Source organism: Intestinimonas butyriciproducens (genome assembly GCF_004154955.1).
Lineage (GTDB): Bacteria > Bacillota > Clostridia > Oscillospirales > Oscillospiraceae > Intestinimonas > Intestinimonas butyriciproducens.
This window is the reverse complement of sequence record NZ_CP011524.1, coordinates 2262846-2288466: the sequence shown is the minus strand read 5'-3', so window position 1 is coordinate 2288466 and position 25621 is coordinate 2262846. Positions and strand designations below refer to the sequence as shown.

Below are 25621 nucleotides of genomic sequence, written 5' to 3'. Positions count from 1 at the left end.
CTCCAACCCTGAATAGGAGTGATTCCATGAAAATCCGCTTCACCAGTCCCCAGGGGCGGGCGGCCCTCACCCTCCTGTGCCTGGTGACCACCGCACTGGCTTTCTGGACGGGGCTCTTTACGGCGTCCCAGTGGGACAATCTCTGGTCCGGGGGCGATTATATCCACAGCCACAGCATTTATGCCCCCATGAAACAGTATGAGTACATGGTGGACCAGGTCCGGGATCTCTGCCAGCTCCAACGGTGGCAGGGAGAACTGACCTACACCAGCCAGCAGCGGCTGGAGAACCTCGCCAAGGCGCTCTCTCCGGAGCGCACCAATTACCGCTTTGAGATACACGACCAGACGGGAGAGCTCCTCTGCTCCAATCTCCCCGAGGAGGAGAGCATGGACCAGGCGGCCGCCGTACAGCTCAGTGAGCACACCCTTATCCGGGGCGACGATCTGGTGCAGAACGATTACAGCGTCTACGACGATGCGAGCGAACGCTATGACAAGATGGTGTACCTGGCGGACGGAACCTACGTCCGGTGTAAGCCTGCCGAGCAGCCCGGAGAGTATAACGCATACGGCTGGCGCTCCGACGGTGAGGACTGGTGGGACTATGATTCTGCCATGGACACCCGGATCCAGGCGGCTACCCTTACGACCCAGAGCGGGGTGAGCTGGCCCCTGACGGCGGACGATTATTTTATGGAATACTACCGGGACTACATGGAGTTTCAGCAGTATCTCCCGGCCGTCGCAGCGGCGGCGGTCGTGACGCTGACACTCTCCGTGGCGCTCCTCATACCGTTCTGCCGGTCGGCGGGCCGCCGCCGGGGACAGGACGGCCTCGTGCTGAATTGGCAGGACCGGGTCCCGCTGGACCTGTACCTCTGCCTGTTTGTCGTGCTCATCACCCTCCTGCTGGCTGCGGGGGACTCCATCACATACAGCATCAACCAGGGAGGGCAGCGTCCCACTGCCTATGTGGGCTTGGGCGTGTTCACCGTGGCCACGGACGGGCTGTGCCTGGCCCTGCTCCACACGCTGGCCGTGCGGTGCAAGGCGGGAGGGCTCTTTCGGAATACGGTGCTCTGGCAGCTGTGCGCCCGGGTGTGCCGCTTCTTCCGGGAGGTGGCCGCCAACTGGAGCGTCATCCGCCGCCCTGTGCTCACCTTCCTCCTCTATCTGCTCATGACCGTCATCACCATCCCCACGGTGGTGCTGGTGCCCGTCTGGCAGGGCGTGGTGCTGTGGCTGCTATGCCGGTGGGCCCGCCAGTGGCGCGCCGTCCGGGAGGGGACGGCACGCATCGTGGGCGGAGAGCCGGACGATAAGATTGACACGGCAAAAATGTACCGGGACCTTCGGGAGCACGCCGGACAGCTCAATGATCTGGGCAGCGCCATCGGGAATGCGGTGGACGAGCGCCTCAAGAGCGAGCGCTTCAAGGCCGAGCTCATCACCAATGTCTCCCACGACCTGAAAACCCCCCTCACCTCCATCATCAACTATGTGGACCTCCTGAAAAAGACCGGGGTGGAGGACCCCAAGGCGCTGGAGTATATCGAGGTGTTGGACCGGAAGTCCCAGCGGCTCAAGAAGCTCACGGAGGACCTGGTGGAGGCGTCCAAGGCGTCCACCGGCGCCCTTACCGTGAATAAGGAGCGGCTGGGGTTCATCCAGCTTCTGGATCAGGCCCTTGGGGAGTACGAGGAAAAGTTTGAAAAAAGCGGCCTCAGCCCCGTGTGCACGGCCCCGGACCACGAGCTCTATGTGGAGGCCGACGGGCGCCACCTCTGGCGGGTCATCGACAATCTGCTGGGCAACTGCGTCAAATACGCCATGCCGGGCACCCGCGTCTATCTGGATGTGAAGGCATGGGACGGGAATGTGGTGCTGTCCGTCAAAAATGTGTCCCGGGAGCCGCTGAATATCCCGGCGGACCGGCTTATGGAGCGGTTTGTGCGGGGCGAAGAGTCGCGGACCACCGAGGGGTCCGGCCTGGGACTCTCCATCGCCCGCAGCCTCACCGAGCTCCAGGGAGGGACCTTCCGTCTGGACATCGACGGGGACCTTTTCAAGGCAGTGGTGAGCTTCCCGGAGTGCAGGGCCCTGACGGCCACGCCGACGCGCTAAAATCCCTTTGCTTTTCCCTCCTGGATCGGATATACTATATTTGACAACGACCAGAAAACCTGTGGAGGGGAAACTATGCTGTACGATATCGTCATCGCGGGCGCGGGTCCGGCCGGACTGACCGCCGCGCTCTATGCCCGGCGGGCGGGCCATTCCGTGCTGGTACTGGAGGGCGGGGTCCCCGGGGGCCAGGCCGTCACCACCCCCCACGTGGAAAACTGGCCCGGCACCCTGTCCATCTCGGGGCCCGACTTTGCCATGGGGCTCTACCAGCAGTGCACCGAGCTGGGGGCGGAGATCCAGTTTGCCGCCGTCACCGGCTTTGAGGACCGGGGGGACAGAAAGACGGTCCGGGCGGGAGAGCAGATCTTTGAGGGCCGCACCTTCATTCTGGCCAACGGCGTCCGCCGGCGGAAACTGGAGGTGCCCGGGGAGGAGCGCCTGGGCGGCAGGGGTGTGAGCTACTGCGCCACTTGTGACGGCAGCTTTTTCAAGGGGAAAGACGTGGCTGTGGTCGGCGGGGGCAATACCGCCGTGGAGGACGCCATCTATCTCGCCTCCATCTGCCCCACCGTTTGGCTCATCCACCGCCGGGACAGCTTCACCGCCCAGCAGTATCTGCTGGACAATCTGGCCTCCAAGCCGAACGTCAAGCCCCTCATGGGACACCGGGTGCTGGAGATTCAGGGCGACAAGCAGGTGGAGAGTCTGCGCCTGAGCGGGCCGGAGAACCAGCGCATCCTCCATGTGGCTGGGGTATTCGCTGCGGTCGGACTCATCCCGGACAACGCCATGTTTTCTCCCCCTCTGGAGCTCAACGAGTATGGTTATGTAAAGGCGGGGGAGGACTGCGCCACCAATGTGCCCGGCGTTTTTGTGGCGGGGGACAGCCGGTCCAAGGAGTTGCGGCAGTTGGTCACCGCTGCGGCCGACGGTGCCATGGCCGCCAGTAAGGCGGGGCAGTATCTCGGAGCCCGGTAAAAACGGATCAGAAAGCAAAAGCCTGCGCAGGAGAGCGCATGGATTCGAAAGACGGAGAGGGCCGGCCCTATTTGGGGCCGGCCCTCTCCGTGCAGACAGACACTGGAGAATTTTTTGCAATATCCTGCAAGCCGGTGGGGCGGGGCGTGGTATCATATCCCTGCAAGGCAAGGGAGATGAACAGAGCCATGGAACAGGGCGTGCGCACAGTGCGGTATGACCCGGACCTGGGGCTGGAGGCCTATCACTTCAGCGGGATCATCCAGATCTTCCCCGGTCATTTTCACGAGTATTATACCTTGGGCTTTCTCGAGCGGGGGCTCCAGCACACGATCTGCCGGGGCACCGACTGCCTGTCGGAGGCGGGCGATCTGCTCCTCTTTGCGCCGGGGGACGTCCATTCCTGCCGTCCTGTAGACGGGCGCAGTCTGGATTACGGCGGCCTCAATGTACCGGAAGAGACAATGGCCGGGTATGTCCGGGAGATTACGGGGGAGGCGTCCTTACCCCGGTTCCGGGAACCTCTGATGCGCCGGAGCGAACTGACCGCGCCGCTGCGGTCCCTCCACCGCATGGTGATGGAGGGGAAAGGGGCGTTCTGCAAGGAGGAGACATTTCTTCTCCTGCTCTCCCAGATCCTGGAGTGCTGCGCGGTGGGAGGATCCGCAGCGGCGGAGGGGGAGGAAGCCCGGCTGACGGCGGACCTATGTGCTTGGCTGGATGATCACTGCACCGGCCATGTCTCTCTGGAGGAGCTCTCACGAATGGCGGGGCGATCCAAGTACAGCCTCATCCGGGCCTTCACCCGGGAGCGGGGCATCACCCCCTACAGCTACCTGATGGCGGCCCGGGTGGGTGAGGCCAAGCGGCTGCTGGAGGCGGGGACCGCGCCGGCGGAAGCCGCCCTGGAGGCGGGATTTTCCGACCAGAGCCATTTGACCAATCAGTTCAAGCGGCTCATTGGCCTGACGCCGGGACAGTATGCCGCCATCTTCCGGGAGAGGGGTGGGGGGCGTGAGTGAGAAGACGAGCGGCCACGTGTGCGCCCTGGTGACCATCCTCATCTGGGGGACCACCTTTATCTCCACCAGGGTATTGCTGGATACGCTGACCCCGTTGGAGATCCTGTTCGGCCGATTTCTCCTGGGCTACCTGGCCCTGGTGATGGTGCGGCCGCGGATGCTGCGGCCCGGGGGCCTGAGACGAGAGCTGCTGTTTGCCGCCGCGGGGCTGTGCGGCGTTCCCCTTTATTTTTTGCTGGAGAATCTGGCCCTTACCTATACCTTGGCCTCCAACGTAGGGGTAGTGGTCTCGGTGTCCCCCGTCTTTACCGCCCTGCTGGCCCATCTCTTTCTGGATGGAGAACGGCTCACGGCCCGTTTTTTTGCGGGCTTTGCCGCCGCGATGGGGGGCATCTGCCTGGTCACGTTCCAGGGGGCGGACCTGCGCCTGGAGCCGCTGGGAGATATGCTGGCATTGCTGGCGGGACCGGGCGTGCTGCCCAATCTGCTGTACCTGGGGCTGGGGGCATCCGCCCTGTGTTTTGTCACCTGGAACCGGGCGGTGAGTGTACTGGGCGCGATGAGGACCAGCGTCTATATTTATCTGGTGCCGTTCATTACGGTCCTCTTCTCGGCCCTGATCCTGAAGGAGCCCTTTACGCCCAAGATGGCGGGCGGCATGGCCCTCACGCTGGCGGGAGTACTGCTGTCCGAGGGAAAGTTCCCCGGGCGGAGAAAAGAGGCGGCCTCATTTGGAAGAGAGTGAGATCAAGTGCGTCCTGGTGCTGGATGGGGACCAGGCGCCGGGCGTTCAGGCCAATGCCGCGGTCATTCTGGGCATGACGCTGGGGGAGCGGCATCCCGCGCTGGTGGGTCCGGATGCCCGGGATGGCGACGGCGGCCTCCACCCCGGGATCAGCACCAGCCCTGTCCCGGTGCTGAAAATCGACGCCGACGGCCTGCGGGCCCTGCGGAAACGGCTGCGGGAGCCCCGGTTTGCCGGCGTTTTCTGCGCCGATTTTTCTGACGTGGCCCAGTGCTGCAGGAGCTATCCCGCCTATCTGGAGAAAGCCGCCCGGACCCGGGAGGAGGAGCACCGGTACTTGGGCCTGTGTCTGTGTGGGAAGAAGAAGCTGGTAAACAGGCTGACCGGATACCTGCCGCTGCTGCGGTGAGCGGCGGATGAAAAGATGCCCCCGGTCCGAACGCACGGTTCGGACCGGGGGCATTCCTTGTGTGAGGACAAAAAAGGGCATGGCAGCCGCATTCCAACAGGCCCTAATCCAGGACCTGCACGCAGGTGCCGAGGACCCCGTCGCCGATGTAGACGCTCAAGGTGCCGTCCAGTTCACCGTCCCAGATATGGTCGTAATAAGGGAGGGCCGCCTTCAGCTTTTCCTTGAGGACGGCCATCTCCTCCGGGGCTCCCCCGTTGGCCACGGCCAGATTGTACTTTTTGTGATTCCCGCAGGCCTTCACCACCAGATCGATGAGCTTGTCCATGACCTGTTTCCGCCCGCGCACCTTGGCGATGGACTGAAGCTGTCCGTCGGCGGCAAAGGTGATGAGGGGTTTGATCTGGAGCATGGTTCCCGCCATGGCGGTCACTTTGCCGATGCGGCCGCCCCGCTGAAGATATTCCAGCGTGTCCACGGAGAAGAAGGGGAAGGTGTTCTTGATGAGCTGAGGCACCCGCTTGTGGGTGAGCTCCCGCCAGGAGGCGCCCGCACGGAGATCCTCCGCCAACTGGAGCATGGTGACGCCGATGCCCAGAGAACCGCTCACCGAGTCGTAGACCTTGATCTCAAGGTCCCGGCGCTCCTCCGCCAGCAGGCGTGTCATATTATAGGTGCCGGAGAGGCCCCCTGAGAGCATGACGGCGATGACGCCGTCATAGCCCTCGTCCCGGATGCGGTCAAAGGCCGCCGTGATGTCCTCCCCCGCGGGAAGGGAGGTCTTGGGCAGCTCGCCCGCCCGGAGCCGGGTATAGATATCGGCGGCATGGATATCCACGCCGTCGGAATATTCGCCGTCGGCACAGCGGATCCGCAGGGGAACGACGTGGATGTGGTTCTCCTCCGCGACCTGAGTCGTCAGATCGGCGGTGGAATCGGTGAGCAGGGCAATTTTACGAGGCGCCATAGGGGTGATCATCTCCATCTATTGACAGGGCTCCCGCCCCAGCTTATAATAGGATCACATAACATTGTTATGCCATAGTTATTATAGGACACGAAAGATATCTTGTCAACTGCCGGAAGGGGGAAACAAGATGGATTACGCCCAGCGGAGGAAGCTCCAGGGGAAAGAGACGGAGCGCAGGATCCTGAATGCAGCGCTGGACCTGATGCGGGACCGGGGCTTTGACAAGGTGTCCATCCGGGACATCTGCAAGGAGGCGGGAATCACTACAGGCGCCTTCTACCATCATTTTTCCTCTAAGGAGGCCCTCCTGGAGAGCGGGTTCGCCCCTCTGGACGACTATATGGCGGGGGCGCTGGCGGGACATGAGGGAGAGCCGCCGGACCTGCGGCTGTGGCGTATCCTTTCGGCTTATGCCAAATTCATGGAGCAAAGCGGAGAGCTCATCGGCCGCTATTATCAGCGGCGCATCGCCGAGCCGGGGACCAGGAGCATGGACGCCACCCGCTATACGCTCAGGGCCATGCTGGACTGTTTCCGTCAGGCGGAGGGGGAGGGCCTCCTGAGGCCGGAACATCCGCCGGAGTGGGTGGCGGATTTTTGCTTTCGTCATTTCCGGGGCGTGGTCATCGACTGGGCCCTCCACCAGTATTCTTACCCATTATTGCCCAAGATGCAGGAGGATTATAAGCTCTTCGCCACTCTCTTCCACACCTGAGGCCCCGGAGGGCATAGCAGTATAAAATATAAAGAGAGGGCCTGAGGCCGCCGGTCATTCCGGCGGCCTCAGGCCCTCTTTGAGTGCATCTGCCCTGTCCAGCAGGGCCCTCCGGGTATTTGCCTCGGGGTGTGCCAGCACAAAGGCCTCCAGGGCCTTGCGCACCCTGCCGATCTCGCCGCCCCGCAGGCCCAGGTCATAGAGGTCACGCCCGGTGAGGACCGGCTCGGGGCCCTCCGAGCGGAGCACCGCGCGGCGGATGCGCCTCTCCACGGGGAGGCGCGTGATATCCAGGCCGGAGACCCGGCAGAATCGCCGCCAGCGGACTTCGGGCGTGGGGGGAAGGCTCTCCAGGCCGCGCAGGTCCACAGGGGCGGCGGGAACTCCGAAGCGGGTGAGCATACCCAGTTCAGCGGGGAGAGCGGCCAGGGCGGGGCGGGGGGAGAGCAGGATCTTCTCCAGCTCCGCCTTGACGCGCTCACCGGATACAAGGTCCAGACGACCGGCGTTTCGGTGCAGGGCGGCGGCGGTACCGTTCTCCAGGGTGAAGTCCAACTGGGCGGCGAAGCGCACGGCCCGCAGCAGGCGCAACGCGTCCTCCTGAAAGCGGCGGTCCGGGTTTCCCACACAGCGGATCAGTCCCGCGTCCAGATCTGCCTGCCCACCGAAGGGGTCTGCCAGGGTCCCATCCCGGCGCAGAGCCATGGCGTTCACGGTAAAGTCGCGGCGGGCCAGGTCCTCCCGGAGCCCCACGCCGAAAGACACGGCGTCCGGATGCCGCCCGTCGGCATAGTCGCCCTCCCGCCGGAAAGCAGTGACCTCCAAAGACATGTCTCCCAGCAGCACGGTCACGGTGCCGTGGCGGAGGCCCGTGGGTACGGTGCGGGGGAAGAGGGAGACTACCGTCTCCGGAAGAGCGGAGGAGGCCACATCCCAATCCCCGGGCGGCCGCCCCAGCAGGGTGTCCCGAATACAGCCGCCCACGGGGCAGGCCTCGTATCCGGCCTCCCAGAGGGCGGCGCAGCAGACCCGTACCGGGGTGGGCACCTGATTCCAATCCATCTTCTCTCCCCTTTTTGGTATCTTTTGCTTGCCTGAGGTCTATAATGGCCGTATAATATAATATTTGAGAATAGTCCCATTATAAACTTTGAAAAAGGGTGTGTAAACCCATGGATCACAACATCCATACCTATATCGCCCCCGGTCGCCGGGCCCATCTGGTGGGGATCGGCGGTGTGTCCATGTCTCCGCTGGCGGAGGTCCTCCACGGTGCGGGCATGGTCATCACCGGTTCCGATATGCGGGAGGGCCCCGCCGTAGCACATCTCCGGAACCTGGGGATTCCCGTGGCCATCGGCCACAGAGAGGAAAATGTGGGGGATGCGGAGCTTATCATCCGTACCGCCGCCGTCCACGACAGCAACCCTGAGATCGCGGCGGCCCGGGCGCGGGGGATACCCGTCTTTGAACGGGCTCAGGCATGGGGCGCCATTATGAAGGGATATCAAAACGCTCTGTGTATTTCCGGGACCCACGGCAAGACCACCACCACCTCCATGTGCACCCATATCATCATGGCGGCGGGACTGGACCCCACCGTGATGATCGGCGGCACCCTGCCCCTGCTGGGGGCGGGCCACAGGGTGGGCGCCGGGGACACCATCATCCTGGAATCCTGCGAGTATTGCAACTCCTTCCTCTCTTTTTTCCCCACCATTGCCGTCATCCTGAACATTGAGGCCGATCATCTGGACTTTTTCAAGGACCTGGAGGATGTGGAGAGCTCCTTCCGGGCCTTTGCCGATCTGGTGCCTGAGGGCGGGCGCATCATTGCCAACCGGGACGATGAGAACACCATGCACACCCTGGCGGGCGAGACCCGACCCGTCACCACCTTCGGCCTGGAGGAGGGCGACGTGCATGCCGCGGGCCTCACTTGGTCAAAGGGGCTGCCCAGCTTTGACATCATCCTGCGGGGGGAGCGGTTTGCCCATGTCTCCCTGCGGGTGCCCGGGCTCCATAATGTAAAGAACGCCCTGGCCGCCGCCGCCGCCGCCGCCGCCCTGGGGGTGTCCGGAGAGGCGGTGGAGCGCGGACTGGGGCAGTTCGGCGGGGCGGGGCGCCGCTTCGAGTATAAGGGGAGCTTTCGCGGCGCGGAGATCTATGACGACTACGCCCATCACCCAGGCGAGCTGAAGGCGCTGCTGGATGCCGCGCACACTCTGGGCTATCAGAGGGTAATCTGCGCCTTCCAGCCCCACACCTACACCCGCACGGCGGCGCTCTTCGATGACTTTGTAGAGGTGCTCAAGCAGCCGGACGTGGCCCTGCTGGCAGAGATCTATGCCGCCAGGGAGACCAATGACATCGGCATCTCCTCCAAGGATCTGGCGGCCCGGATCCCGGGGGCCCGCTACTGCGCCACCCTGCCGGAGGTGACGGCGGCCCTGCGGGAGCTGGCCCGGCCGGGCGACCTCATCCTCACCGTGGGGGCGGGAGACATCTACACCGCCGGGGAGGCCCTGATCGGCGAAGCGTGAGCGTACCAACTTGAATCAGCATATTTTTAGGGGCCATCGTTTCCAGAAACGATGGCCCCCACTTTGTATTGACTTTGTATCAGAACCCATCGATTCGGCGGACTTGCGGCGACCGTGACGGCGACGCGGAAAGTCCACCTGTTGACGCGGCGGATATAGAGCTGGCCGGGCAGGGTCAGATTCCGGAGAACATTTACTCCAGCCCGGCCTTGGCCACCCAGCGCCCACTTTTCCAGCGAAAGGCGCACAGCACGCCGCGGAAGATGAGATCGGCCGCCATGGCGGTCCAGACGCCCGCCAGGCCCACATCCAGTACAAAGACCAGAATGGGGGCGCAGACCACCCGGACCCCCCACATACAGAAGAGGGCCAGGAACATGGGAAAGCGCACATCGTGGGCGCCGCGAAGGGCGCCGGAGAGCACGATGAAGGCGGCAAAGAAGGGTTCTGACACAGACACGATGCGCAGCACCAGCGCGGCCTGGTCGATGACCGCCTGATCCGTGGTGAAGAGCCCGGCCAGAGGGCGGGCCAGGAAGAAGAGGGCCAACCCTGTGGCGGAGCAGAGGAGAAAGCCGGCAATGCCCGCCAAGGTGCCATAGGCCCTGGCGTCCTCCCGATTTTTGGCCCCCACCGACTGTCCCACCAGGGCGGTGGCGGCAAAAGAGATGCCGTAGGCCGGGAGATAACACAGTCCCTCTGCAGTGGTGGCGATATGGTTGGCGGCCAGGGCCACTGTGCCCAGCTTGGCCACCACAAAGGTCATGGCGACCTGGCCCAGGTTGATGGTGGCGCGCTCCGCGATATAAGGAACGCCCAAGTGGACCGCCTGCCGGATGATGGCCCTGTCCGGATGAAAATCCTCTCCCCATTCGATGTGGATCTCCCGCCGACGGTCAAAGGCGGCGCGGAAGGTGAGGACACCGGCGGCTGCAAGGGCCATGGCCGAGGCGATAGCGGCGCCGGCCACGCCCAGTCCGGCCCCTGGAATGGTGACAGTGCGGCCCAGCAGGGAGACGGGCCGAGTCTCGTAAATAAGGAAGAAGTTAAAGACGATGTTGAGCAGGTTGGCCGCTGTGTTGAAGAGCAGCGGCCGCTTGGTGTCTCCCATGCACCTCAAAATGGAGGAGAAGACAGATACCGCGGCCGCGAAGGGAAGGCCCAGGGAGTAAAAGCGCAGATACTCCACGGCATAAGGGAGCACCTCCGGCTTGGCACCCAGCCAGACAGGGATATAGGAGGCCAAAAGCTGGAACACGGCCAGGACGGCCAGACCGGCAGCCGCAGTGGCCAGCACCGCCTGCCGGATGACACGGCGGGCCTGCTCCGGGTCACCCGCCCCGATGGCATTGGCCACCTGGACCGAATAGCCAACGCCGATCCCGGCCAAGGTGCCGTTGACCAGCCAGATGGAGGCGGCGTTGATGGCCACCGCCGCTGTGGATGTGGCGCCCAGGACCCCCACCATGCCGGTGTCCACATAGCTCACCATCGTGCCCAAGATCTGCTCGATGATGGCGGGCCAGGCCAGATGGGCCAGAATACGCAGGCGGTCTCCGCCGCCCGTCAGCCTTGCCGGTGTGGTTGCTCCCACGTAGGATCCCCGTCCCCTCTGCGTTATAAAAAAATATTGATTGGATTATTTTTTATTATACAGCAGAGCACCCTCTGCCGTCAACCGCTCTTTCCACGCCTCGGCCAGCACCTCCAGGTCCTCCCGGTAGGCGCGGTCGGTCTGCTCGGGGCGCTTTTTCAGGGTCTCCAGGATCTCAAAGGTGAAAGCGGAGGCGCCGCAGCGGGACCAATCCTCCTGAAGGGGAAGAAAGGTGCAGGAGCCGGTGGACGCGGAAAAGAGAAAGCGGTTCTGCTGACCTCTGGGATCCATCGCGGTGAGCACCAGGATCCGCCCGGAGACGGTATTCCGAATGGCACAGATACCGCCCTCGGTGGGACGAGACTTGTAGGCGGCGGTGAGCTCCTTTTTCCGTTCCGCACTGGTGGACATCAGTAGCCCATCTCCTTCAAAAGACCGGCAAGGAGCCGCATCCGCTCCCCCAGAAGCTCTCCGTCCCGGCTCAGAGCCTCCCGAAAGAGGCGGACATCCTCACTGATATGGTCGTTTTCCGTGCAGACCGCCACCGTCATGGCATCCCCCTGGAGGCCCACCCGGTCGATGACCGGGTGGGCCTCGTCGTAGCCCTTTGGGTAGCGGTAGGCCTCCTCCCGGAAATAGAGCAGGGAGCGACAGGTGAGGATGGCCAGGTCCAGGACCCGGTGGAGAGGGAGCTCCTCCGACTGCCGGGACCACTTTTCGCCGGTATAGCGCCAGACTTTGGCGGAAATGTCCACTTTGCCCCGGTCGTTCCATTGTGCAAGGCCCAGAGAGAGGCCCTTAGTGTCGGTTTGATAGGCGTTCCGACCGTCAACGTGCTCATAGTCCTCAGCTACGATGACCGGTTTGTGCCTGAGTGCGGTGGGGATCTTCATGGCAATGCCTCCATTTAGTAAATTAGTAAATAAGTAATTTAGTAATGTGAGTATAACACGCATGTTTTTTACTGTCAAGGGGAAAACTATGCGAGCCAAAGGAGGAAGCGTTTTATGGATATGACCAATAAGGAATATGGGGAGTATGTCAACGGCAAGTCCAAACCCTCGCCCATCCTAAAAAATTTGATATGGGCGTTTGTGATCGGCGGACTGATCTGCACGGTGGGACAAGGGCTGCTGAACCTGTACAAAAAGGCGGGACTCACGGCGGAGGACGCAGGGAGCGCCGTATCGATGACCCTCATTTTCGCAGCCGCTCTGCTTACGGGACTGGGGCTCTTCGACAAGCTGGCCAAGCGGGCGGGAGCGGGCACGCTGGTGCCCATCACCGGCTTCGCCAACGCCATGGTCTCTCCGGCGCTGGAGTTCAAAAGCGAGGGGTTCATCACCGGCACCGGGGCCAAGCTGTTCACCGTGGCGGGGCCGGTCCTGGTGTTTGGGATCAGCGCGTCGATTCTCTATGGGATTCTTCTGGTCCTCTTTTTCAGAGGCTGAAGGGAGGGGAAGTCCCCTCTCTACATAAGTTTTTAGAATTTCTTACAAATAGAGCTTGACAAAACTGCAATTATGTTGTATTATATAACCAGAAAGGATGAGGTGAGTCCGATGTACTAAGGCAAAGCTCACGAATCCCTTTACCGGGCGTCGAACCTAGGCGGCGTCCACCGCGTTGAAGGTCCAGAGGCAAAGGAAAACCACCCCCGCAGCGCAAGTTCCCTGACAAGGCTCACTGATCGTGAGAAGGCACACGGCAAACCTCCAGCGAAGTATCGCAGACGACGGAACCGAATGTGCGACTGGTTGTACGAGTGGTAACTGCAAGCAAAGGTCGTTTCCCCAAGGCACCGGATGTTTGGCGCGTTAAAAATCCGCAGAAAGTCAGAGGTAACCAATTTGATCGAAATCCAGAATCACGTGTAGCCCCCCGGTCACATTCGGATGACCGGGGGGTTGTGCTGTATTAAGAGGAGTTTGATAGGCGGCACGAGCCTCCCTTTGCATAAAACAAGCTCCCCCGATGCCGGACCTGACCTCAGGCGGACAAGGGGGGAGCTCTGGAGGGGCTCAGGTCTCCATATGGCGGCCTAAAAAGCCCGCAATGGTTTGGGCCAGTTTGTATTCGGTCTCGCCGGTGGGGGCGTCCCCGGGGGCGGCGACGAAGAGGACGCAGCCCAGAACATCACCCTCGGAGAGAATGGGAGCGGCCACGTCCAGAAGGTATTTGTCCGTGTCCTCGCAGATGGGGAGCGGACTGTCCGCCTCCTTGCGCTGATAGATCTGGCGGCCCTCCATGATGTTTTCCAGTTCCGCGGATATCCGCTTATCGGCCAGTTCCCGGCGGGCCGTTCCGGCTACGGAGATGCAGGTGTCCCGATCTGTAATTACGGCAATCCGTCCGGTGGTCTTGTTCAGAGTCTCGCACATCTGGCCGGCGAAGTCGCTCAGTCCACCCATCAGGGAATATTTTTTAAAAATGACGCCGCCGTCTTTGTCGGTATAGATCTCCAGGGGGTCGCCCTCGCGGATTCTCATCGTGCGGCGGATCTCCTTGGGGATCACGACACGGCCTAGGTCGTCGATGCGCCTGACAATGCCTGTGGCTTTCATATATAAAATTCCTCCTGCACTTCTTTTTCTAACAGTCCTTAGTATCCACAGGATTCTTTTCCCTATGCGGCAGGAAGGGATGGTTTCATTTGGAAGTAAAATATTTAAAATGCGAAAGGGAAAGCTCTGACGGAGGACTTGCCGAGGGGGCCTGTTTGTGCTATCCTGTAGCTCAAAGAAAAGACGGAGAGGCATGAGAACAATGATTCATGAGCTGCGCGCGGCCCTGCTGGGCATTTCTAGCTATCGGGCCCTGATGGAGGAACCCCTGATGGGCTCAGTGCGGAGATTGCTGGATGCGCTGGTAAAAAACCGGGGTGAGGAGGCACTGGAGGCATACACAGATGTGTTCTACCGACTGCGCCGGGAGGGAAATATGGGACTCGGGGAGTGGATTTGGGACAAACTGCGGTATCTGGAGTCCCCTTATCCCACGGCGCTGGGCACGGGTGTGTGCGATCCTGCGCTGGAGTCCGCCGCCCGCCGGGATATCGAGACGCTTGCTCTGCTGGCCGGTCTGGACTGCGACCGGCTGATCTCCTCCATGGCTAAGCGGCTGGCGGAGGAGTTTGCCCCTGTGCTGGCGGGATTGCCCCGGTGGAGGGCGGGAGCGCCCTTCACCTTCCAATCCCTCACCGAGTTTTACCGGGTGCATGGGGCGGGACGCTTCGCCCGTTACCGGGCCTTCCTCTGGTCGGACGGGGCACTGATTCCGGTGGCCGACCCGGACTGTCCCGCCGAGGAGGAGATGCTGGGCTATACCCTTCAGCGGGAGCAGGTGATCGCCAACACCAGGGCCTTTCTGGAAGGGCGAAGAGTCAATGACGTGCTCCTCTACGGCGACAGCGGCACCGGAAAGTCTGCCACGGTAAAAGCGCTGCTGTCCGTACCGGGATTTGACCGCCTACGGCTCATTGAGGTCCAGAAGGATGGACTGCGGGATATGGCGGGGCTGATCCGCAGTCTGGCGGGACGGCAGCAGCGGTTTATTCTCTTCATCGACGACCTGGCCTTCGACCAGGATGACCGCACCTATTCTGTGGTAAAAACCATTTTGGAGGGCGGGCTGGAAAAGCGGCCGGACAATGTGGCCATTTATGCTACCTCCAATCGCCGCCTGCTGGTGCGGCAGACCTTCAGCGACCGGGCCGGGGATGAGGTGGACGCTCAGGAGACCATTCAGGAAAAGACTGCTCTTTCGGACCGCTTCGGACTGAGGATTCCCTATCTGGGCCTTTCCAAGGGGGAGTTTTTGGACTTGGTGGAAAAGCTGGCCCGCCGAAAGGGAATGGATGTGGATGCGGCGGACCTGCGCCGGGAGGCGGTCAAATGGGATATGAAATTCCCGGGTCGCACCCCTCGGGGGGCGCGGCAGTTCCTAGCCAGCCTGAGCGCGAAATAGGCGGCGGAAAATCAAGGAGCGGCGCGGCCTTTTGGGTCCGCGCCGCTCCTTGATTTTCCACTGACAAAGAGGACCGCCGGCTATGTCGGAACGGACTTTGCTGCCACTAAACACATAGATAAGTCCTGTATAGGTGCTGACTATGCTGTGCGCCGGCGAGTGAGGGCTATGATGCATCTCAGCTATGCCTTCCGACAGGTCCAGCGGCAGAAGTCCAAGACAAAGGTGCGTTGAGCGTCCCTTTTGAACGCTGTGCAAGGTTAGCCTGCGTCTTTGTTTATGGAGACTATTTCCACATAAAACAGCCCTTTTCCAGCACGATCTGCTTTTTTTCGGGTGCGAGCATACGGAAATATGCCAGACCGTCCTGCACCTTCCAGATGTGTAGCTCAACTTTGGTGTCCGGGAACAGCGGGCTGCGGAACTGCGCCTCCATGGAGGTCATGCGCTCTGGCGCATGGGGAATCAATTCCCTCACCGCCAGTCTGCATGCGTAGCCAAATGAGCACAGACCCTGCATGATAGGCCTGTCAAAGCCCTGCTTATGGGCCTCCTTCTGATCGACATGGAGCCGATTCGTGTCGCCGGACATCCGGTAGAGCAGATTCTGGTTGGGGGCGATATAATCGGGACACACATAATCAGGGGTACGCTCAGGAATCACGGTACTGCTCTTGGGGAAGGGAGGGGAGTCGGGGGCCTGATAGACGGCAAACAGGGTATCTCCGATATTGCTGAATACCTTCTCGCCCTTCTCATCATAAGCGGATAAATCTGTGCGCATGACGCAGCCCTTCCCGGGGCCGCGGTCGTAAAGCTCCACCACGGAATCTTCAAAGGTGAGCTTGCCGCCCATCGGATCGATGGGTTTATGGAGAACGAGCTTGTGGGCCATGTGAAGGCTGCCCTGACGGTCCAGCCCCATAGTGCAGTTAATTGGCGTCGGGATCGCCCGCGGCGGGTTGATGCCAAAGGTTCCCCAATAGGGAACTACGCCAAATGACGGGATGACCTTGAGGCCGTCCTCGTCGAGATATTCCATCTCATCCGGGCCGGCTCCGACCCCAAGGGCATAGATGGCGCAGTCGCGCCATGTATATTCAAAGGTCTGCGGGCCGGTAGTGGTTCCAATTACGCTGCGGTTGAGTTCCTTCATACAAGCCTCCTTGCATACAGCGGCAGGGCGGCTATGCGCGCCTGCCGGAATGGGTGGATCTATCATCTGGGTGTCGTGTGGGAGTATAGCGATGCGTCGGTATGGTGTTGTGTCAGGCGGAGCCAGCCCTGTGCGCCATGGGGCCGGACAACCCGCCAAAGTGTGCCGCGCCGGAACTGCACACCTTATTGCCGTCGTCTTTTAAAACAGCACAGCTCCGTCAAGGGCGCCCCACACCAAGCGGCGTGATATAAATTGGATCATCCGGGGGCGCCGGCTTCACGTTCCGGGAAACAGGGAGGATCGATGAGGGGCCTGACACTGCGGCGTATAACGGGAATCAGAGGGCCACCAGCGCAGCGGAAAGGAGCGTCCCCTCCCGGGCCCCTTTCAGGTGACCAAATGAGCAAAAGGACAGAGCAAGTGTGTAGATAACGATGCGCTGGGGGAGCCTGGCCGGAAAGTGGAAATGGATCATGGCGAGGACTCTTGGCTGGAGCCGGGAATGGGGCCGCCTCGGCGGATGGGGAGCGGCTCATTCTGATATAGAGCTTGCAGAAGCTGCTTCTCAATTTTTCCGGTGGGGTTTCGGGGGACCGGTCCGAAAAAGACGCGCAGGGGCCGCTCAAAGCGGGGCAGACCCTGGCAGTAGTCCAATACTTCCTCCTCTGTGTAGGAGGCGCCGGGGGCCAGCGCGATCTGTGCCGCCACGGCCTCGCCCAGGCGGCAGTGCCGCAGACCGAAAACCCCCGTGTCCTTTACGCCTGGAAGCCGACGCAGGAAATTTTCAATCCTCTGCGGGTAAATATTTTCCCCGCCGCTTATGATGATCTCCTTCCTGCGGCCTATGATGTAGTAGTACCCGTCTATGTCCCGGCACGCGATGTCGCCGGTGTGGAGCCAGCCTCCGGCCAGAACTTCCTCCGTTGCCGCTTCGCTCTTATAGTAGCGGCTCATCATGTGAGGTCCCTTAAGAAGCAGTTCGCCCGGCGCCTGCGGGGGCGTCTCATTACCTGCGTCATCCACAACCTGGGCCTGCCAACCGGGGGGCGGCAGCCCTACAGAGCCGCTTCGTTCGATGTCCTCCATACGCAGATTCAGCACGCCTGGGCCGCCCGCCTCCGTCAGGCCATAGCTGATGCCCAGCGCAATCTGTGGGAAGTGCTGCCGGAGCTGCTCCACCACGCTGGGAGGGATGGGCTGGGCCCCCGTGTGGATCAGGCGGAGGGAGCACAGCGCATCGGCAACATCGCTGATGCGGCCCGCATCCAGCGCAACCAGGATATCCTGAAGCCATGGGAGCAGCAGGAAAGCGATGGTAACGCGCTCCTGATGGACGACGCGGAAAAAGGCGGGAACAGTAAAGCCCTTGAGCAGCACTGCCCTGGCTCCTACCAGCAGGTTGGCCATCCAATGAAGCTTGGCGCCCACATGGTACAGCGGGGGGATACACAGAAAGCAGTCGCCGTGCATCTGCCCATGGTGGTACCGCTCCCGTTCACAGGCGGAAGCGAGGGTGGCGTGACTGTAGACCACCGCCTTGGGAACGCCGGTAGTACCCGAAGAAAAGTAGATGGCGGCGTCTTCCATCGGCTCCAGGGGCGGGAGGTCCGGCTCGTTTTCAGGCTGGGTCTCCCATATGTCCTGGATCGGAAAGGCAAAGGCAGGACAGTCCTCCCGACTCCCCATATACAGAAAAGAGCGCAGACCCAAAGTCCGCGTTAAAATCTGCTGGATCACAGAAGAGGCGTCCGCATCAAAAATCAGCGCATCCAGGTCGGCAAATCGGATGCTGTATACTGCGGAATCCGCATCATAGCGAAAATTAAGGGGCACGACGACTGCGCCGGATTTTAGTATGCCGAAGTATATGGGCAGCCATTCGATGCTGTTTTTCATCATAAGGCCCACATGGCTGCCCCGGTGGATGCCGATGGAGAGATAGAAGTGTGCGATCTGATTGGCCTGTCGGTTCATTTCTTCCCAAGTCAGCGACTCCCGGCGCAGCAAATACGACTCAGGACCCGGATCGGTCAAGTTGGCGGCCTCCACGGCTACCAGGGCGGTCTCCCGTGCCCACAGGTGTGCATTTCTGCGCAGCAGATCCGTGACTAACATACATTGCCTCCTGATCATGCAAATCCGAAGCGCCCCAGGCGGCGACCCGTGCGCCGCCTGGGGCCGGGGGGTATGGAGCGGGCTTACTTGCTGAGCATCGCCCCGAGGACGACCTGCTGGATCTGGTTGGTGCCCTCGAAGATCTCAAAAATTTTCGCGTCGCGCATCAGCTTTTCCACAGGATACTCCCGCATATAACCGTATCCGCCCAGAACCTCCACCGCTTTGGAAGCGACCCAGGAGGCGGTCTGGGAGGCATAGATCTTTGTCGCAGAGCCCATGCCGTTGAGAGGCATGCCGTGATCCAGGAGATGGGCGATATTCATCAGTGCGCCGTGGGACACCATTGTCCGCTCCAGCATCTCAGCCAGCAGGAAGTTCAGCCCCTGCAGGCGGATGATGGGCTGGCCGAACTGGGTGCGCACCTTGGCGTAATTGACAGCCTCATCTACAGCGCGCATGGCGATCCCGGTAGCAAAGTTCATGGACGTGGGGCGGACGACCTCCATATTGCGCATCACGATGCCCCAGCCCCTGCCCTCCGCGCCGATCATGTGGTCGGCAGGTACACGGATGTCGTCAAAGACCACCTCGTTGGTGGGGGAAAGCCGGATCCCCATTTTCTCCTCATGCTTGGCAATCTGTACGCCGCGCTCCTTCTCTACCAGAAACAGCGTGATCCCCTTGTACTTCAGGCTGCGATCAATCGTGGTCGCAACAACGAAGTAGTCTGCGAGCTCGGCGCCGCTGATGAAGCATTTGTTGCCCTTGATAACGTACGCATCCCCCTCGCGGGTGGCGGTGGTGGCGATGGAGGCGGCGTCAGAGCCGCAGGCCGGCTCGGTCAGACAGAAGGCAAACGTCTTGCCATTGAGCAGCTCGTTGGCCGCGAATTGCTTTTGTGCCTCTGTTCCGCCCATGAAAATACATTCGGCGCCCATACTGCCGGCATGGAAAGTGAAGCCGAACCCGGCATCATAATAACCCAGGGTCTCCGCCAGAAGGAAATTGGTCTCATGGCTGACGCCCATGCCGCCGTATTGCTCCGGAACCTCAAGGGCGTACAGGCCGGCATCAAAGAGCTTCTTTGCCACATCTCTGGGGTAGGTGCCGGTGCGGTCCAGCTCCGGTACCTGCGGAAGCAACTCCTTCTCACAGATTTGACGCGCAATATCCAGAATGTCCTTTTGCTCCGCTGTCGTCTGGATGTAATCAAAAATCATGTTTTCACCTCATCATTTAAAATCTGTAGTAATCTGACTGGAGTACATAAAGACTACTTGCAATCCGGATGCCAAGTTGGCGGGAGGTGAAAAGAAAAAGTGATGGCCGAGCCGCAGAGGAAAGCGGCTCGGCCATCACTTCGGCAGACGATATGTTTTTAGAGATGGTATCGCTCCATCCATCTGTACAGGGTTCTTCTGGATACGCCCAAATACCGGGCGGTATCGGTTCTGTTGAACCGGTTTATCAACAGAGCATGTTCCAGGGCTTCCCTCGTCAGAGACTGCTGCGGAGGCGCTGTCCCAATGGTAGAGGCAGGAGCGTCTGGCGGAGGCGGCAGAACAGAGTCTTCTTCTCCGGCGGGGGACATCCCCAGATACTCCTGAAAATGCCTGGCCTCAATGTAGAAATCGGAGTTGAGCTGGATGACCCCTTCAATCAGATTCTGAAGTTCCCGGACATTGCCCTTCAGGGGGAGCTGGAGCAGCAGCTGTTCGGCATCGGGCGCAAGCTCCGCGGGAACCGACCGCTGTATCCTGTGGCAGACTACGCGGGCGAAGTGCCGGGCCAGCAGGATCACATCATTTCCCCGATCTCGGAGGGGCGGTATGTTTAAACGAAGGGTGCTCAGACGGTAGTACAGATCTGCCCGGAATTTTTTCTGCTCCACCAGATGTATCAGATCCGCGTTGGTGGCGGCAATGATCTTTACATCTACATGGATAACTGTGCTGCCGCCCAAGCGCATGAATGCCTTCTGCTCAATGACACGCAGCAGCGTGGCCTGGAGGTCCAAAGGCATCTCGCCGATTTCATCCAGAAAGATGGTGCCGGTGTTTGCCAATTCAAACTTCCCGATATTTCCGTTCCGCTTTGCACCAGTAAACGCCCCCTGCTCATAGCCAAAGAGCTCGCTGGCGATCAGGTCCCGGGGGAAGGCCGCGCAGTTGAGAACGATAAAAGGCTTGTCCCGGCGGGCGCTGGCATTATGGATGGCTTGGGCGAAGATGTCCTTGCCCACACCGGATTCACCCAGCAAAAGGGTATTGCTGTCGCTGCGGGCAATACCACGGGCCAGCCGGAGCGCGGAGATTATTTGAGGACTGTCTCCGACGATATCGTCAAATGTTTTCATCGCATTGTTGCCGATGCGGCGGGATACGTTGGAAGAAATTTGGCTGGGCGCAGCAATGAAGAAGCGAATACCCTTGAACCCTAAATAGCTCTGATGGTACGGCTCTGTTGTGACAAGATAGGTGCTCTCCCTCCCATGAACACTGAGTGTGAGCTGCTTTTCAAAAACGGTTTTCCCCTCTTTGAGAATACTCCAAAAATCCTGATTGCTGGGCAGGGGATCCAGCAGCTGCTCGACCTTTTGGTAATATAGGTTTTCATAAGGGATCTTAAACGTGTCAAAGATATTGGCGTTGTGGTAGAGAATATGACACTTCCCATTGGTCACATTAATATTAACGGAAAACATGCCGCGGTTATCCGGTAGATACATACTATGTAAGTTATCCCCCATGTACATATGCAGGGACACGTCATAGGCTGCTGCGGCGGCCAGGAGCAGATAGTCCGGAGAACTCTGCTCTGCCGGCAGCAGGAGGGCCATGCCGCCGTGGCACAGGTACTCGCCCGGTCTCTGCTCGTTGTCGGTGACAAAGGGAGAAAAATGGACGGCCACATCCAGCAGCGGCTTGCAGTAGTGCTCCTCTCCAACCGTGGACATAGTTTTGTACTGCTGTAGGCCCAGGGCTACCGCATTGGCGCCGATGGTCTCCATTCGCCAGACGGTATTGCGGGCAATGCCATGGGCGCGGCACCAGGACTGGATGTTTTCTGCGCCATACAGCTTGAGGAGGACACCTTTCGGGTCGAACAGCGCAAACCCCATGTTCGGATTGGAGACAAGCGGAAGCATCTTAAAAAGGAAGCGATTGGCGTAGCCATATGCCCTGATGGCATTCCATTTTGCCTCTTCAAACTGCTCTGGAGGCAAACACGGCAGTGCGTCCAGATCAGGCTTCACTCCCATCGAAGCGCACTGGGCCCAAGCGGCGGCCAGGAAAGGCGACAGCCGGTCCTGTGCCCCTCCGGCGTGCAGTTGGTCCCAAAGCTGCCTCCTGTCGTCCTGTGTCAGCATGGCTATCACTCCCTGTAAAATACGAATGAGGCAGGCCGCATGCAATCGTTCCATCCCACCTTGAAGTAAAATTATAGCATACAATATTTGAGAATAAAATAACAAAATTTTAACTGGGGAGGGGGCGGAATGGAATGGGAGCGGGCACGAGGGTGTCACAAAATGGGACGTTGTTCCGCGCAAATTGGGACAGTCAGTGACACAGCTCGGGCACAGAGGCCGGCAGATGCGATTTATGTACTGCGTAGAGCCTTGGGGGGTTGGGCGAGTCAAGGGGCCTGGACTTCCAATGAAACCGGAAGGACTCCGGCAGATGCCCCAGACTTGGCATGGCGCTTGCATATATTCTTTGCAGAATCTGGAGTACATCCGCAAGCAGAACGACAAAAAAGAAAGCAGAGGGGGATTGAGTATGGATTACCAAGATATCATTTGTGAAGTGCGAGACGGTGTGGCATACCTGACAATCAACCGGCCCGAAGTGTTGAATGCGCTTCGGATGCAGACAAAGGAGGAGCTAGAGGCTGCCATCGACAGGATTGCCGCCGATGACAGCGTCCTGGGTGTCATCATCACCGGCGTAGGCCGTGCCTTTATCGCGGGGAACGACATCTCTGAAATACGCATTGACGCCAAGGGAGAAGAGACGATCGCCATGTCCACGCAGGCTCACCGCCTGTTCGACAAGTTCGAGGCCATGGATAAGCCCATCATCGCCGCTGTAAACGGTTATGCCCTGGGCGGCGGGACAGAGCTGGCCCTGGCCTGTGACATTCGGATCGCAAGCGACAAGGCGGTCTTTGGCCTTCCGGAGGTGACACTGGGCGTCGCACCCTGTTACGGCGGCACTCAGCGCCTGCCCCGGCTGGTGGGCAGCGGGATAGCCAAGGAAATGCTGTTCACCGGGCGCAAGGTGAAGGCGGTGGAGGCGCTCTCCATCGGCCTGGTAAACAAGGTGGTGCCTGGGGAGGAGCTGGCACAGCAGGCCGATGCCATGATGCGGGACATCCTGAAAAACGCGCCCATCGCCGTGCGCACTTGTAAGCGCCTGGTCACGCAGGGGCAGGCCATGGCTCTGGCCGACGGCTTGAAGCTGGAGGCTGAGCTCAACGGGATGCTGGCGGAGACACAGGACGCGAAGGAAGGCGTAAAGGCGTTCTTCGAAAAGCGGGCACCGGTATTCCGGAACCGGTAAACGAAGCGGCTCTGACCGAAGCGCAGCACCTTTAATACTTCAATCAGAAGAGGAGAATGATGGCCTTATGACTGCTGTCAGCATTATTGGTATCTTTCTTGGGCTGGCCGTACTGATTTTCTGCTCCATGAAAGGACTTTCCGTATTCATTTCCGCCCTGCTCGCCTCCGTAGTCATCGCCCTGACCGGCGGGATCTCTCTGGAGTCGGCGCTCCTGACGGACTTCATGACCGGGTTTGTCAACTTTATCACGGGTAACTTTATGGTCTTTGCCGCCGGCGCCCTGATGGGCAAGGCATATGAGATCACCGGCGGGGCCAAGGCGGTGGCCCGGCTGTTCATCAAGCTGTTCACGGTGAGATTTGCCCCATATGCAATTTTTCTGGCCATTGTGGTGATGACTTGGGGGGGAATTGCGGGCTTTGTGCTGGCATTCTCCGTATTCCCTATCGCGGTTGAGATATTCCGGGAGGCGGACCTGCCCCGCAGCATGATCCCCGGCATCGTAATCGCCGGGTGCTGCACGATCTCCAGTTGGGGTCCGGGAAGCGCCCAGCCCGTGAACAACATCTATGCGACCAACTTCCAGACCTCCCTGATGGGCGCTCCGGTTCCAAGCATCATCATGGCAGTGGCCAGCCTGCTCGTCACGTGCCTGCTTCTGGCGGTCTTTATTGGACGGGCCCGCGCCAGGGGGAAGGGCTTTGTGGCCACCAAATGGGATGTGCCCGAATCCGATGCGGCCCTCCCTAACGGCATCCTAGCGCTTATCCCGCTGGTCGTGGCTCTGGTCACCATCAATGTGAAGGTTAACGGCAAGGCGATCCTGCCCACCGCATTTGGTATTTTCGTAGGCGCTGTGGTGGCCATCCTGCTGATGTTCCGGCATAAAAGCGACGACAAAGCGCTCGTCGCCCATATCGGCGATGCCTTTCAGAATGCCCTAACCTCCATCGGCAATACGGCGGCAATGGCCGCCGTGGGCACCGTGGCCCAGTCGGTCGTGGGCTTCAGTTTCCTGCTGAACGCACTGGTGGGCATGGGCGGCAACCCGTTGATCTCTGCGGCCGTGTGTGCCGGGCTGATTTGTGGCGTGACCGGCGGCGCCACCGGCGGAACGAGCCTGATCGGGCCCACGCTGGCCGGAATTTACGGGGATATGGGGCTGAATCTGTCGATGGTGGGCCGCATTGTCAACGCGACCGGCCATGTCACCGGGACACTGCCCAACTGCGGCTTCATCAATACCACCATCACCGGCATCGCCCACGACACATACAGTGCCTGCTACAAGTATTCCTTTGCCTTCTGTACGCTGGCAAACCTGTGCGCGGTCATCGTCGGCATCATTGTAATGTCAATCATGGGCTTCTACATCTAAGCAGGCATGTTCCACGTCCCAAAGGGTTCCGTTGCCGCTCATCTACTTATCATTTATAGAAAAGGAGTTGTTGAATCATGAGTTTCCATCAACCGCTGAAGGGTATCCGCGTGATCGATTTCTGCACCCATGGCGCCGGACCGGCTGCCTGTAAGATGCTTGCAGACTGGGGCGCCGAGGTAATCAAGGTCGAACCCCTGGAGGGCGAGGCAGGGCGCTATACCAGCAAAGTGCTGGGCATGCGGGCAGATGAGCTGGATAACCCTCACGCCGAACTCATCAACGCCAACAAAAAGTCTCTGCCCTTGAACCTGAAGCACCCGGAGGGCAAGGCGGTCATGGACAAACTGCTGGCCAGCGCAAACGTCTTTGTCTCCAACTATCGTATCCGTGCGCTGGATAAGCTGGGGATCGGCTGGGAGGAGATGCACGCCAAGCACCCCCACATCATCTGGGCCGTGCTGACCGGCTTCGGCCTGTATGGGCCCGCCGCCAACAACGCCGGGTTTGACACGGTGGCCTTCTGGGCTCGCTCTGGCGCTATGATTGATTTCTCGGAGAACGGAGAACTGCCGCTCACGCCCCCGTTCGCCCTCGGAGACTTTACGACGGCCTGCTCTCTGGCGGCTGGCATCGCGGCGGCCTGCTACCAGCAGGCCAAGACCGGTCAGGGCGAGCGAGTAGTGACCTCCCTGTATGGACAGGGACTGTGGGCGAATTCCGCTGTGTTCCAGGCTGTGAATCACGGCAATCCCTGGCCCAAGTCCCGCAAACTCCCCGACAGCCCGCTGCGCAATACCTACCGCTGCAAGGACGGCACCTGGGTCATGATGGGCACGGTCATTTATGACCGCTATTTCCCGGTGGTATGCAAAATGATCGGGCGGGAGGATCTGATCTCCGACGAGCGGTTCAACACTGAGGCCGCCGCCAAGATCAACTCCAGGGCCTTTGTGGATATCCTGGATGAGGTCTTTGCCACAAAGGACTACGACGAGTGGGCGAAGCTGCTGACCGAAAACGATATTGCCTATGACAGAGTAAACCACATTAAGGACACCATTGATGATCCCCAGGCCTGGGAAAACGGGTTTATCTACAAGTATATTACCCGCGAGGGCAAGGAGGATCTGGTGGTTGGGACCCCGGTCAAATTCGGCGACTGCGTCCCCGCGCCCCACCTGAACGCCCCTCTGCTCGGAGAGCATTCTGCCGAGATCCTGAAAGCATTGGGTTATAGCGAGGACCAGATCAAGGCGCTGAACGACGCACAGACGACCATCGTCCGGTAATCGCGCCGCCATAACGGAAAAGCAGAGAAATCCCG

Annotated in this window: 22 protein-coding genes; 12 read left to right on the top strand and 10 right to left on the bottom strand. The window is 60.4% G+C overall.

Going from position 1 to position 25621, the window contains the following annotated elements:
- Positions 1-26: 26 nt before the first annotated feature.
- The 5 genes from SRB521_RS11405 (at position 27) to SRB521_RS11385 (ending at position 5283) form a co-directional block, all read left to right on the top strand.
- The gene (locus SRB521_RS11405; RefSeq protein WP_075703478.1) at positions 27-2126 is read left to right on the top strand and encodes a sensor histidine kinase; all 2100 of its coding nucleotides are present in this window, start codon (positions 27-29) and stop codon (positions 2124-2126) included.
- A 75-nt stretch (positions 2127-2201) separates the two neighbouring features.
- Positions 2202-3107, top strand: a complete 906-nt coding sequence (locus tag SRB521_RS11400; RefSeq protein WP_306812355.1) for an NAD(P)/FAD-dependent oxidoreductase — start codon at positions 2202-2204, stop codon at positions 3105-3107.
- Positions 3108-3145: 38 nt separating this feature from the next.
- Complete coding sequence (locus SRB521_RS11395) at positions 3146-4129, top strand: helix-turn-helix domain-containing protein (protein ID WP_116721869.1); 984 nt, start codon at positions 3146-3148, stop codon at positions 4127-4129.
- On the top strand, positions 4089-4874 hold the full coding sequence (locus SRB521_RS11390) for an EamA family transporter (RefSeq protein ID WP_116721868.1): 786 nt from the start codon (positions 4089-4091) through the stop codon (positions 4872-4874). Before SRB521_RS11395 ends, SRB521_RS11390 begins: the two co-directional genes overlap by 41 nt.
- On the top strand, positions 4861-5283 hold the full coding sequence (locus tag SRB521_RS11385; RefSeq protein ID WP_075703481.1) for a DUF2000 domain-containing protein: 423 nt from the start codon (positions 4861-4863) through the stop codon (positions 5281-5283). The genes SRB521_RS11390 and SRB521_RS11385 overlap by 14 nt, the downstream gene beginning before the upstream one ends.
- A gap of 103 nt (positions 5284-5386) precedes the next feature.
- Here SRB521_RS11385 and SRB521_RS11380 read toward each other — a convergent pair whose 3' ends face one another.
- The gene (locus SRB521_RS11380) at positions 5387-6268 is read right to left on the bottom strand and encodes a DegV family protein (RefSeq protein ID WP_242976535.1); all 882 of its coding nucleotides are present in this window, start codon (positions 6266-6268) and stop codon (positions 5387-5389) included.
- Between the two features lie 112 nt (positions 6269-6380).
- Between SRB521_RS11380 and SRB521_RS11375 the strand changes: the two genes are divergently transcribed.
- A complete protein-coding gene (locus tag SRB521_RS11375; RefSeq protein WP_033116358.1) occupies positions 6381-6968 on the top strand; it encodes a TetR/AcrR family transcriptional regulator in 588 nt (195 codons plus the stop codon).
- Positions 6969-7022: 54 nt separating this feature from the next.
- Here the strand turns inward: SRB521_RS11375 and SRB521_RS11370 are convergent, their stop codons facing one another.
- On the bottom strand, positions 7023-8030 hold the full coding sequence (locus SRB521_RS11370; protein ID WP_116721867.1) for a tRNA nucleotidyltransferase/poly(A) polymerase-related protein: 1008 nt from the start codon (positions 8028-8030) through the stop codon (positions 7023-7025).
- Positions 8031-8140: 110 nt separating this feature from the next.
- On the opposite strand from SRB521_RS11370, the gene murC reads away from it, so the two are divergent.
- Positions 8141-9511 carry a UDP-N-acetylmuramate--L-alanine ligase gene (gene murC / locus SRB521_RS11365; RefSeq protein ID WP_116721866.1) on the top strand — a complete coding sequence of 457 codons (1371 nt, stop codon included), beginning with the start codon at positions 8141-8143 and terminating at the stop codon, positions 9509-9511.
- 193 nt (positions 9512-9704) lie between these two features.
- Here the strand turns inward: murC and SRB521_RS11360 are convergent, their stop codons facing one another.
- Genes SRB521_RS11360 through SRB521_RS11350 form a run of 3 tightly spaced genes read right to left on the bottom strand, consistent with a single transcriptional unit; the run spans position 9705 to position 11998 of the window.
- Positions 9705-11105, bottom strand: a complete 1401-nt coding sequence (locus SRB521_RS11360; protein WP_116721865.1) for an MATE family efflux transporter — start codon at positions 11103-11105, stop codon at positions 9705-9707.
- A gap of 45 nt (positions 11106-11150) precedes the next feature.
- On the bottom strand, positions 11151-11516 hold the full coding sequence (locus SRB521_RS11355) for a GIY-YIG nuclease family protein (protein ID WP_058117239.1): 366 nt from the start codon (positions 11514-11516) through the stop codon (positions 11151-11153).
- Complete coding sequence (locus tag SRB521_RS11350) at positions 11516-11998, bottom strand: DUF6530 family protein (RefSeq protein WP_075703484.1); 483 nt, start codon at positions 11996-11998, stop codon at positions 11516-11518. Before SRB521_RS11350 ends, SRB521_RS11355 begins: the two co-directional genes overlap by 1 nt.
- A gap of 114 nt (positions 11999-12112) precedes the next feature.
- Here SRB521_RS11350 and spoVAC point away from each other — a divergent pair, with 114 nt between their 5' ends.
- The gene (spoVAC, locus tag SRB521_RS11345; protein ID WP_033116354.1) at positions 12113-12556 is read left to right on the top strand and encodes a stage V sporulation protein AC; all 444 of its coding nucleotides are present in this window, start codon (positions 12113-12115) and stop codon (positions 12554-12556) included.
- Positions 12557-13126: 570 nt separating this feature from the next.
- On the opposite strand, the gene SRB521_RS11340 is transcribed toward spoVAC, so the two are convergent.
- The gene (locus SRB521_RS11340) at positions 13127-13669 is read right to left on the bottom strand and encodes a stage V sporulation T C-terminal domain-containing protein (RefSeq protein WP_033116353.1); all 543 of its coding nucleotides are present in this window, start codon (positions 13667-13669) and stop codon (positions 13127-13129) included.
- 193 nt (positions 13670-13862) lie between these two features.
- Between SRB521_RS11340 and SRB521_RS11335 the strand changes: the two genes are divergently transcribed.
- On the top strand, positions 13863-15071 hold the full coding sequence (locus SRB521_RS11335; RefSeq protein WP_116721864.1) for an ATP-binding protein: 1209 nt from the start codon (positions 13863-13865) through the stop codon (positions 15069-15071).
- Positions 15072-15357: 286 nt separating this feature from the next.
- On the opposite strand, the gene SRB521_RS11330 is transcribed toward SRB521_RS11335, so the two are convergent.
- From SRB521_RS11330 to SRB521_RS11315, 4 genes are all read right to left on the bottom strand, one after another.
- Positions 15358-16227 carry a MaoC/PaaZ C-terminal domain-containing protein gene (locus SRB521_RS11330; RefSeq protein ID WP_075703485.1) on the bottom strand — a complete coding sequence of 290 codons (870 nt, stop codon included), beginning with the start codon at positions 16225-16227 and terminating at the stop codon, positions 15358-15360.
- Positions 16228-16701: 474 nt separating this feature from the next.
- Entirely contained in the window at positions 16702-18345 is a 1644-nt protein-coding gene (locus SRB521_RS11325; RefSeq protein WP_165366629.1) for a class I adenylate-forming enzyme family protein, read from the bottom strand.
- An 83-nt stretch (positions 18346-18428) separates the two neighbouring features.
- Positions 18429-19568 (bottom strand): acyl-CoA dehydrogenase family protein, encoded by a 1140-nt coding sequence (locus SRB521_RS11320; RefSeq protein WP_116721862.1) that lies wholly within the window; start codon positions 19566-19568, stop codon positions 18429-18431.
- A 158-nt stretch (positions 19569-19726) separates the two neighbouring features.
- Positions 19727-21718: a sigma-54 interaction domain-containing protein gene (locus tag SRB521_RS11315; RefSeq protein WP_052082384.1), complete on the bottom strand. Its 1992-nt coding sequence runs from the start codon at positions 21716-21718 to the stop codon at positions 19727-19729.
- Between the two features lie 412 nt (positions 21719-22130).
- Here SRB521_RS11315 and SRB521_RS11310 point away from each other — a divergent pair, with 412 nt between their 5' ends.
- From SRB521_RS11310 to SRB521_RS11300, 3 genes are all read left to right on the top strand, one after another.
- Positions 22131-22913, top strand: a complete 783-nt coding sequence (locus SRB521_RS11310; protein WP_075703487.1) for an enoyl-CoA hydratase/isomerase family protein — start codon at positions 22131-22133, stop codon at positions 22911-22913.
- A gap of 67 nt (positions 22914-22980) precedes the next feature.
- The gene (locus SRB521_RS11305; RefSeq protein ID WP_058117245.1) at positions 22981-24294 is read left to right on the top strand and encodes a GntP family permease; all 1314 of its coding nucleotides are present in this window, start codon (positions 22981-22983) and stop codon (positions 24292-24294) included.
- A 77-nt stretch (positions 24295-24371) separates the two neighbouring features.
- Positions 24372-25586, top strand: a complete 1215-nt coding sequence (locus SRB521_RS11300; protein WP_033116348.1) for a CaiB/BaiF CoA transferase family protein — start codon at positions 24372-24374, stop codon at positions 25584-25586.
- Positions 25587-25621: the final 35 nt, after the last annotated feature.

Bases quoted from the DNA above. Each gene is read 5' to 3' on its own strand.
- SRB521_RS11370 (WP_116721867.1), bottom strand. From the start codon at position 8,030: ATGGATTGGAATCAGGTGCCCACCCCGGTACGGGTCTGCTGCGCCGCC.
- SRB521_RS11350 (WP_075703484.1), bottom strand. From the start codon at position 11,998: ATGAAGATCCCCACCGCACTCAGGCACAAACCGGTCATCGTAGCTGAG.
- SRB521_RS11340 (WP_033116353.1), bottom strand. From the start codon at position 13,669: ATGAAAGCCACAGGCATTGTCAGGCGCATCGACGACCTAGGCCGTGTC.
- SRB521_RS11330 (WP_075703485.1), bottom strand. From the start codon at position 16,227: ATGAAGGAACTCAACCGCAGCGTAATTGGAACCACTACCGGCCCGCAG.
- SRB521_RS11325 (WP_165366629.1), bottom strand. From the start codon at position 18,345: ATGTTAGTCACGGATCTGCTGCGCAGAAATGCACACCTGTGGGCACGG.
- murC (WP_116721866.1), top strand. From the start codon at position 8,141: ATGGATCACAACATCCATACCTATATCGCCCCCGGTCGCCGGGCCCAT.
- SRB521_RS11395 (WP_116721869.1), top strand. From the start codon at position 3,146: ATGGATTCGAAAGACGGAGAGGGCCGGCCCTATTTGGGGCCGGCCCTC.
- SRB521_RS11375 (WP_033116358.1), top strand. From the start codon at position 6,381: ATGGATTACGCCCAGCGGAGGAAGCTCCAGGGGAAAGAGACGGAGCGC.
- SRB521_RS11315 (WP_052082384.1), bottom strand. From the start codon at position 21,718: ATGCTGACACAGGACGACAGGAGGCAGCTTTGGGACCAACTGCACGCC.
- SRB521_RS11300 (WP_033116348.1), top strand. From the start codon at position 24,372: ATGAGTTTCCATCAACCGCTGAAGGGTATCCGCGTGATCGATTTCTGC.
- SRB521_RS11380 (WP_242976535.1), bottom strand. From the start codon at position 6,268: ATGGAGATGATCACCCCTATGGCGCCTCGTAAAATTGCCCTGCTCACC.
- SRB521_RS11355 (WP_058117239.1), bottom strand. From the start codon at position 11,516: ATGTCCACCAGTGCGGAACGGAAAAAGGAGCTCACCGCCGCCTACAAG.
- SRB521_RS11305 (WP_058117245.1), top strand. From the start codon at position 22,981: ATGACTGCTGTCAGCATTATTGGTATCTTTCTTGGGCTGGCCGTACTG.
- SRB521_RS11335 (WP_116721864.1), top strand. From the start codon at position 13,863: ATGAGAACAATGATTCATGAGCTGCGCGCGGCCCTGCTGGGCATTTCT.
- SRB521_RS11320 (WP_116721862.1), bottom strand. From the start codon at position 19,568: ATGATTTTTGATTACATCCAGACGACAGCGGAGCAAAAGGACATTCTG.
- SRB521_RS11310 (WP_075703487.1), top strand. From the start codon at position 22,131: ATGGATTACCAAGATATCATTTGTGAAGTGCGAGACGGTGTGGCATAC.
- SRB521_RS11390 (WP_116721868.1), top strand. From the start codon at position 4,089: ATGCCGCCATCTTCCGGGAGAGGGGTGGGGGGCGTGAGTGAGAAGACG.
- spoVAC (WP_033116354.1), top strand. From the start codon at position 12,113: ATGGATATGACCAATAAGGAATATGGGGAGTATGTCAACGGCAAGTCC.
- SRB521_RS11405 (WP_075703478.1), top strand. From the start codon at position 27: ATGAAAATCCGCTTCACCAGTCCCCAGGGGCGGGCGGCCCTCACCCTC.
- SRB521_RS11400 (WP_306812355.1), top strand. From the start codon at position 2,202: ATGCTGTACGATATCGTCATCGCGGGCGCGGGTCCGGCCGGACTGACC.